This is a genomic window from Moorena bouillonii PNG (assembly GCF_001942495.1).
Taxonomy (GTDB): domain Bacteria; phylum Cyanobacteriota; class Cyanobacteriia; order Cyanobacteriales; family Coleofasciculaceae; genus Moorena; species Moorena bouillonii.
In genome coordinates, this window is the sequence record NZ_MKZS01000001.1 from 5,533,924 (window position 1) to 5,542,060 (window position 8,137).

The 8,137-nt window shown below is 43.1% G+C and carries 7 protein-coding genes; 4 read left to right on the top strand and 3 right to left on the bottom strand.

Annotated features, from left to right (window positions below; all coding sequences use genetic code 11):
- Positions 1 to 310: 310 nt before the first annotated feature.
- The 3 genes from BJP37_RS22515 to BJP37_RS22525 all read left to right on the top strand — a co-directional run bounded on the left by BJP37_RS22515 (position 311) and on the right by BJP37_RS22525 (position 5,328).
- Positions 311 to 1,792: a PPC domain-containing protein gene (locus tag BJP37_RS22515; RefSeq protein WP_075902122.1), complete on the top strand. Its 1,482-nt coding sequence runs from the start codon at positions 311 to 313 to the stop codon at positions 1,790 to 1,792.
- A gap of 609 nt (positions 1,793 to 2,401) precedes the next feature.
- Entirely contained in the window at positions 2,402 to 3,883 is a 1,482-nt protein-coding gene (locus tag BJP37_RS22520) for a pre-peptidase C-terminal domain-containing protein (RefSeq protein ID WP_075902124.1), read from the top strand.
- Between the two features lie 161 nt (positions 3,884 to 4,044).
- The gene (locus BJP37_RS22525) at positions 4,045 to 5,328 is read left to right on the top strand and encodes a M16 family metallopeptidase (protein WP_075902126.1); all 1,284 of its coding nucleotides are present in this window, start codon (positions 4,045 to 4,047) and stop codon (positions 5,326 to 5,328) included.
- On the opposite strand, the gene BJP37_RS39810 is transcribed toward BJP37_RS22525, so the two are convergent.
- The gene (locus BJP37_RS39810) at positions 5,286 to 5,462 is read right to left on the bottom strand and encodes a hypothetical protein (protein WP_158069719.1); all 177 of its coding nucleotides are present in this window, start codon (positions 5,460 to 5,462) and stop codon (positions 5,286 to 5,288) included. The two genes, BJP37_RS22525 and BJP37_RS39810, sit on opposite strands and share 43 nt — an antisense overlap.
- A gap of 273 nt (positions 5,463 to 5,735) precedes the next feature.
- On the opposite strand from BJP37_RS39810, the gene BJP37_RS22530 reads away from it, so the two are divergent.
- A complete protein-coding gene (locus tag BJP37_RS22530; RefSeq protein ID WP_075902128.1) occupies positions 5,736 to 6,620 on the top strand; it encodes a fructosamine kinase family protein in 885 nt (294 codons plus the stop codon).
- Positions 6,621 to 6,681: 61 nt separating this feature from the next.
- On the opposite strand, the gene BJP37_RS41430 is transcribed toward BJP37_RS22530, so the two are convergent.
- Together BJP37_RS41430 and BJP37_RS22535 are read right to left on the bottom strand one after the other, a co-directional pair.
- Positions 6,682 to 7,044 carry a four helix bundle protein gene (locus BJP37_RS41430; RefSeq protein WP_198954148.1) on the bottom strand — a complete coding sequence of 121 codons (363 nt, stop codon included), beginning with the start codon at positions 7,042 to 7,044 and terminating at the stop codon, positions 6,682 to 6,684.
- Positions 7,045 to 7,224: 180 nt separating this feature from the next.
- Positions 7,225 to 7,995 (bottom strand): sporulation protein, encoded by a 771-nt coding sequence (locus BJP37_RS22535; RefSeq protein WP_075902130.1) that lies wholly within the window; start codon positions 7,993 to 7,995, stop codon positions 7,225 to 7,227.
- Positions 7,996 to 8,137: the final 142 nt, after the last annotated feature.

Genomic DNA, 8,137 nt, shown 5'->3' on the forward strand with positions numbered 1-8,137 from the left:
AATTTATAAAGTAAATATTAAGAGCTCAAATCCCTTGACAGATATGGATTTCAGGGAACAGGGGTTCCCTAAGGGCACTAATCGATGAAAGCATTGCAGCGCCAGGGTTATAGCTTAGTTTACCAATCAGCTCTGACAACGGTAATAATTAAGCTAATTTTGTTCAAAATTAAGAGCTGATAAACTTTGCTTACAAATATTACAAAACTAGGTTTGGTTGATTACTGTGTAAATGTAGTTAAGCGCAACAAAAATTATTTTTTTGGGCTAATTTACATTGCTTTTCACAGAAAAAAAACAGGAGTTAATCATGGGGACTTTCGAGGATTTAGGCACTTTCACAGGTAATTCCATCATCCGCAATGGGGACCTTAGAATCTTAGACCGCAGTGATGTGTATAAGTTTAGCCTCTCAAACAACGGTCAAATTAACCTAAATCTAAACAATATCAGTGCCGGTGATGATGCTAACCTCAGACTCTATCAGGACACTAACAACAATGGCATCTTGGACTTTGGCGACCAAAATGTCGCTAGATCTTTACAGAGTGGCAATGCTGACGATGTGATCAACTACACTGCTACCAGTGGCACTTACTTTGCCCAGGTAATACGCTACGCTCCTGGTAGCAATGGTATTGTTTCCTATGATTTAGAGTTGTCTGGAAGTACTACTACGACTGGAACTGGAACTACCCCAACTAGCAAACCAAATACCTATCAGCCCTTTAACCCCAACGAAGTTTTTTCCCTAAATAGCAACCCAGACGCAGACCACATTATCTACCTTGACTTTAATGGTCACACCACCACAGGTACTGACTGGAACGATTACTACGGAAATCCTATTGTAACCCCTGCCTATGACACGGATGGGGATACTTCAAATTTCTCCACTGCTGAGAAAGAGACGATTTGGCACATTTGGCAACGGGTGGCAGAAGACTTTAGTCCCTTTAATGTCAATGTCACTACTGCCCAACCTTCCGAGGACCAACTCAAAAAAACTAGCGGTAGTGATTCCGAATGGGGCATTCGCGTTGTGATTGGGGGAGATGGTTCTTGGTATAATAAACCAGGTGTCGTTGGTGTGGGTTATCTTGATTCATTCAACGACGACATTGATACCCCCACCTTTGTTTTTTCAGAAGTGTATAACGGCAGTGAGAAAGGGGTTGCTGAGACCATTAGCCATGAGGTAGGTCATACCTTGGGTCTTGAACATGACGGTAATTTTACCACCGAGTATTACACTGGTCATGGCAGCGGCCCAACAGGATGGGCTCCTATCATGGGGAATAGTGATTTAAAGGACTTAACTCAGTGGAGCCAAGGTGACTATATCGGTGCCAGCAACCAAGAAGATGACCTAGACATCATCACTGGGCAAAATGGTTTTGGCTATCGCCAGGACGATTATAGTAACTGGCGAACCGGTGCAGCAGCGCTATCCATCAATGATGGTCAGGTGGAAAATTATGGCATCATTGAAAAAAATAACGACATTGACTGGTTTCAGTTCAATTCCACTACGGGCAACATAGCCCTAGATATTGAGCCTTTTGAGCGAGGAGCTAATTTAGACATTCTGGCTAGGCTATATAATGCTTCTGGTCAACTGATTAGCTTCTCTAATCCCATCGGTTCTCTGTCTGCTAGCTTTAATGTTGACCTTGATCCAGGACAGTACTATCTAAGCGTTGAGGGTATTGGTGAAAGAAACCTAATTACTGGCGGATATAGTGATTACGGCAGCTTAGGACAATACTCTATTACTGGCACGATTGCTTAGATCCTGCAATATTTAGCCTTAGAAACGTTCCTAAAAATATTCCAATATCGAAGGTTATGTTGAGGATGTATAGTAATCCATAAGCGTTAATTTATAGCTAATTTATAGTAAATATTCATCGCTCAAATCCCTTGACAGATATGGATTTCAGGGAACAGGTCTCAAACTAGACCGAATTCCTGAAATCCTTCCAGTGTCATGGTTATAGCTTACTTTACCAATCAGCTCTGACAACTGTGATCATTAAGCTAATTTCGTTACGGTGCCCTTGACCCGTAATTAAATTCGCCACGGGTCGCACCGCTAAAATTAAGAGCTGATAAACTTGGCTTACAAATATTACAAAATTTAGGTGTGGTTTATTAAGAGGTTGTCTGAGAAGTCTCATTTGCTACATCCAAGCCCCCTAAATCCCCCAATTTTGGGGGACTTTTAGAAGCAAATTGACTCTTGTTCCCCCCAAAGTTGGGGGGCTAGGGGGGCAAAATTCAGTATCAAAAAACTTTTCAGATATCCTCTAAGCTGTAGATGTAGTAAAGCTCAAAAAAAATCAAGTTTTTGGGCTAATTTCTATTTCTTTTCACAGAGAAAAAAAGTCAGGAGTGAATCATGGGTATTTTCGATGATTTAGGCACTTTCACGGGCAATCTCATCAGCCGCAATGGGGAGCTTAGGCTCTTAGACCGCACTGATGTGTTTAAGTTTAGGGTCTCAAACAACGGTCAAATTAAGCTAAATTTATACCAGATCAGTGCCGGTGATGATGCTAACCTCAGACTCTATTGGGACACTAAGAATAATGGCATCTTGGACTTTGGCGACCAAAACGTGGCTAGGTCTTTAGAGGGTGGCAATGCTAAGAATGTGATCAACTACACTGCTACCAATGGCACTTACTTTGCCGAGGTAAGACCCTACGCTCTTGGTAGCAATGGCATTGTTTCCGATGATTTAGAGTTACCTGAAAGTACTACCACTATTGGAATTGCTGCAACTACCAAACCAAATACCTATCAGCCCTTGAGCCCGAACCAAGTCTTTTCCCTCAACAGCAATCCAGACGCAGACCACATTATCTACCTTGACTTTGATGGTCAAACTACCACAAATACCCTATGGAACCAGAAGTTCGGGAGTCCCATTGTGACCCCTGCCTATGACACAGATGGGAATACTTCAAATTTTTCCACTGCTGAGACAGAGACCATTTGGCGCATTTGGCAACGGGTGGCAGAAGACTTTAGTCCCTTTGATGTGAATGTGACTACTGCCCAACCTTCCGATGACCAACTCAAAAAAACCAGCGCTAGTGATTCCCAATGGGGGATTCGCGTTGTGATTGGGGGAGATGGTTCTTGGTATCAACAAGGTACCGGTGGTTTGGCTTATATGGATTCATTCAACTGGAACACTGATACCCCCGTTTTTATTTTTTCAGAGAATCGCGCTGGAGGTAGTGAGAAAGCGGTGGCTGAAGCTATTAGCCATGAGGTAGGTCATAGCTTGGGTCTGACACATGACGGTAATTTAACCAACCACTATTACACTGGTCATGACAATGGCAGTGTCGAAACAGGGTGGGCTCCTATTATGGGAGAGGGCAACGATAGAAATCTAACTCAATGGAGCAAAGGTGAGTATACCGGTGCCAGCAACCAAGAAGATGACCTAGATATCATCACTGGGCAAAATGGTTTTGGCTATCGCCTGGACGATTATAGTAACAGTCGAACCAGTGCAGCAGCGCTATCTTTCAATGGTGGTCAGGTAGAAACTTATGGCATCATTGAACAAAATAACGACATTGACTGGTTCCAGTTCAATTCAACAACGGGCAACATAGCGCTAGATATTAAGCCTTTTGAGCGAGGACCTAATTTAGACATTCTGGCTAAACTATATAATGCTTCTGGTCAACTGATTAGCGTCTCTAATCCTATCGGTTCTCTGTCTGCTAGCTTTAATCTTGACCTCAATCCAGGACAGTACTATCTAAGCATTGATGGTACGGGTCTTGGAAACTTAGCTACCGGATATAGTGATTACGGCAGCTTAGGACAATACTCTATTACTGGCGGCGTTGCTGAATAATGGAATGATTTTAATGGAGATGGGAAGTGTGGTGTTATCGTGGCTAATCCCGATTCCCGATTCCCGATGCCCGATTCCCGATTCCCTTTGCTATATCAAAAACCCTATATCAAACAGAAAGATTACTATTAATAAATAGTGGTCAATCAGTGATTAATTTAATGACTTCCAGTTTGCTCAATACTCCCTCGCTCAATGCTCCGACTGTTGAAAGGCTACCGAATGGGTTAACCATTGTGGCGGAGCAGATGCCGGTTGAAGCTGTGAATCTGAATGTTTGGATTAATGTCGGTTCTGCAGTGGAATCGGATCAGATTAATGGTATGGCTCATTTTCTGGAGCATATGGTGTTTAAGGGCACACCAAAATTGCAAAGTGGTGAGTTTGAGCGGCTGATTGAGCAACGGGGTGCTGTAACCAATGCGGCTACAAGTCAGGATTACACTCACTATTACATCACTACAGCTCCTAAAGATTTTGCCGACCTGGCACCATTACAGCTAGAGGTGGTACTCAATCCTAGTATTCCTGACCATGGCTTTGAAAAGGAGCGTATGGTAGTTTTGGAAGAAATTCGCCGTTCCCAGGATAATCCCCGCCGCCGCACCCATAGGTGGGCAATGGAGACTACTTTTGACCAGTTACCCTATCGACGTCCTGTGCTTGGACCTGCCTCGGTGATTGAACAACTCCAGCCTCAGCAGATGCGTGACTTTCACGGTAGTTGGTATCAACCAGAGTCTATGACTGCAGCAGTGGTGGGGAATTTGCCAGTTACGGAATTAATTGAAATTGTCAGCAATGGATTTAGTCAAGCACAGCCAAGGGCGATAGAAGATAGAACAAACCTTACCCCTGAACCAGCTTTCGAGAACATTGTCCGTAGGGAGTATGTGGATGAGTCTTTACAACAAGCGCGGCTGGTGATGGTGTGGCGGGTGCCTGGTATACCTGAGTTGAAGGAAACCTATGCTTTGGATGTGCTGGCAGGAATTTTAGGACGAGGTCGTATGTCCAGGCTGTTTAGGGATTTGCGAGAAGAACGGCAACTGGTTACTCAAATTGGGGTTAGTAATATCACTCAGCGGCTGCAAGGGGTGTTTTACATTTCTGCTAAACTGCCAGCTGAGAATTTGGCAGAGGTGGAGAATGCGATCGCAAACCATATCCATCGCTGTCAGACAGAATTGGTATCAGACTCAGAGATTGCTCGGATTCGGACCAAAGTCGCCAATCAGTTTATCTTTGGTAATGAAAAACCAAGCGCTCGCAGCAATTTATATGGTTACTATTACTCCCAAGTCGGGGATTTAGAACCAGCACTGAATTACCCTAGTCATATTAAATCAGTTAGTGCTGTTGATATCCAAAAGGCTGCACAGCAGTATCTGTCTCCCCATGCTTATGGTATTGTGATCGCAAAGGGAACAGGGAACGGGGAGTAGGGAATCGGGGATCGGGAATCGGGAATCGGGAATCGGGAATCGGGAGTCGGGAGTCGGGAATCGGGAATCGGGAATCGGGCATCAAAAATTACCACAATTCCTACACGGATTGCTATAGCATCAAGCCAGTTCAAGAGTAGTCAGTTGGTGCTGAGTTGGTTTTACACTTAACCGTCAACGGTCAACACATTCCTTTTTTGCTGAATTGTTGCTGAATTCAAAATTATCTATAGCATTTATCCTACTATCCTACTTATAAGGTATAGTCAATTTTATTCCTCCTACTCCCTACTCCCTACTCCCTACTCCCTACTCCCTACTCCCTACTCCCTACTCCCTATTCCCTACTCCCTACTCCCTACTCCCTACTCCCTACTCCCTACTCCCTACTCCCTACTCCCTCTAAAATGTGGAAAGAAATTGCTGACCAGATCAGCCAAGTCACCGGTGAAACCTTTGAGATTAACCAGCGCCAATCTGTTGGTGGTGGCTGTATTAATCAGGGTTATGCTCTGGTCGGTAAGACTAATAAGTATTTTGTTAAACTCAATGCTGCTTCTCAAGTCTATATGTTTGAGGCCGAAGCTCTCGGTCTCAAGCAGATGGTGGCAACCCAGACAATCCGAATCCCGAAACCAATTTGCTATGGCACTGCCGTCGATTGTTCTTATATTGTCTTGGAGTGGCTAGACCTTGGTGGCGGTAACAGTACCGAGTCTTGGGTAAAAATGGGACATCAGTTAGCAGCCATGCATCAGGCTGCTACTCCCCAAGGTTCAACCGAGATGGGTAAGTTTGGTTGGAATCAAAATAATACTATTGGTTCCACACCACAAGTTAATCAATGGATGTCGGATTGGGTAGAGTTTTTTGTAGAGTATCGCCTGGGTTATCAGTTTCAGCTAGCACGGCGTCGCAGTGGTCATTTCCCGAAACAAGACCAATTACTGACAGTAGTTCCTAAATTACTGGATCATCAGCCTCAACCTTCGTTAGTACATGGTGATTTATGGGGTGGTAATGCGGCTATTACCATGGCGGGAGAACCAGTAATTTTTGACCCAGCTACTTATGTAGGCGATCGCGAAGTTGATATTGCCATGACCGAATTGTTTGGTGGTTTCCCAGCAGCATTTTATCGAGGCTATAACGAGGTGTGGCCTTTAGAGCAAGGTTACAAACAGCGGAAAAAACTCTATAACCTTTACCACATCCTCAATCACTTTAATCTGTTTGGTAGTGGTTATGAATCCCAAGCTAACCGGATGATTGATCAGATTTTGAGAGATTAATTCAGCTTGGAATAGGGAACAGGGAACGGGGAACAGGGAACAGGGGATATCGGAACAGAAATCAGGTTTCTAGCTTTTTAATAAGAGCAATAATCATTCGACTCTCTTCTCGAAGTAAAGAACTAATCAAGTCTAGATCTTTTTGATTAGATAATCCTACTCTTTCAGATAAAAGAATATGTGTTTCTAATTCGTTAATTGACCCTTGGGCAATATTCAAAAATCTGATATATTCAGGTGTTGATCGCCTTCCGTACCCCTCTGCTATATTAGCTGGAATAGATGCCGCAGCTCTTCTTATTTGTTGCACCATACCATATAACTCCTCTTTAGGAAAGAGTTTAGTCAAAAAATAACACTTTTCTGCTATCTCCATACCTTTTTGCCAAATTTTTAAGTCTTTAAAATCATTTATGCCTGACATTTAAAAATCTCTCAATTTACTACTCTGTTCCTTGTGACCCGTTCTCTGTTCCCTATGGATAGAGCTTTCTAGACTAATAAGGTACACAGGATTTTTTCCCTCTTCTCTCTTCCCTGTTCCCTGTTCCCTGTTCCCTGTTCCCTACTAAACCTCTTCCCTGTTCTCTACTAAAGAAGTACTTTAGTTAATTTGACTCTCAATAATCTCCTCAATCATTGCCTCTAATTCACCCGTAGGAAGATTGAGGTCATCCAGTGTTACCTGAAATTGGACATAACGTTCATCTAGGTCGAAAGCTTCTTCTAGGAAACCACCAAATCCACGGGCTCGTTTGTCTATTTCTAGGAAAACTTCTAAGTCTTCTGAGTAGAGAGCAAAAATGATTTCCAATTCATCCAAGCTACCCTGATACTTACCCATCGGTCGAAACTCGAACTCTTGGACGAATGGATATCTACTCCCAAAGTGAGTATTGTACTGACAATCGACTTCATGAAGTTGAAAGCCTAGGTTTTCTAATGCATCAAACACCGCTTGCATTAGGGGGTGTGGATGTACCTCAATGTAATCGGTATCTTTCGGGTCAACGGCAATTGGTATATCTAAGCCAGTACGTAAAAATACTGGTTGACTGGTTAATGTCAGTGGTGTTTCCTCTGGCAGGGGAAAAGAAAATGGAATAACTATCTCCTCTTTTGCCTGCAAGTTGAAGTGTTCCGAGAGGCGATATTGCATTAATATGCATTCCTCTGTGATTGAGGTATCTTCTTCTTCCCGCAAGTATTCCGTAACCAGATAAATATAAATATCATCAATTTTCTGGGAAACATCTCCCCCAGTCATATAAACTTCCCCTTCTACCATTTCCCCAGGAGCTAGGGAATCAAAGTACAAACGTGTATCTACCTTTGCTGCTCCAATGCCAACCTGAGCTAATAGTTTTTTGAACATAGATTCTAGTTTTTTACCTAACTTTGCTACTAGCTTAATCTATGATTCTGGAGTTTTAGGGAGTTGGGAGTAGGGAGTCGGGGAGATCTCACAAGGGTAGGTTTTTTACAATTAGGAAGAGTCAGAAACAGCGAAAGAGCTA